This window comes from Nocardia alni (assembly GCF_019038435.1).
Classification (GTDB): domain Bacteria; phylum Actinomycetota; class Actinomycetes; order Mycobacteriales; family Mycobacteriaceae; genus Nocardia; species Nocardia alni.
Window position 1 is genome coordinate 1 of record NZ_JAGPOX010000421.1, and the last position, 252, is coordinate 252.

General features: G+C 68.7%; 1 pseudogene. It reads right to left on the reverse strand.

What is annotated here, in order from left to right:
* A pseudogene (locus JZ791_RS44610) lies at nucleotides 1–252 on the reverse strand (leucyl aminopeptidase); the annotation flags it as partial.

Below are 252 nucleotides of genomic sequence, written 5' to 3' on the forward strand. Positions count from 1 at the left end.
ACGGATCAGCCGCGGCGGGCGCGAGGAGCCCTTGCCGACGCCGATGATGCCGCCGTAACCGCCTGCCGCCAAAGCCTTTTCGTCGAAGACCTCGACCTGCAGCCCGGCCGCTTCGGCCAGAGCCTTGCATCGCCTCGAGGCGCAGGAACCCGGTGTGGTGCCGGGGCTTTCACTGGTGAAGACGCAAATCGCGCGATCGGTGATCGCCGCCGTACAGACGGCTGTCGGTGCGCTGGGCAATGCCGCGCTCAC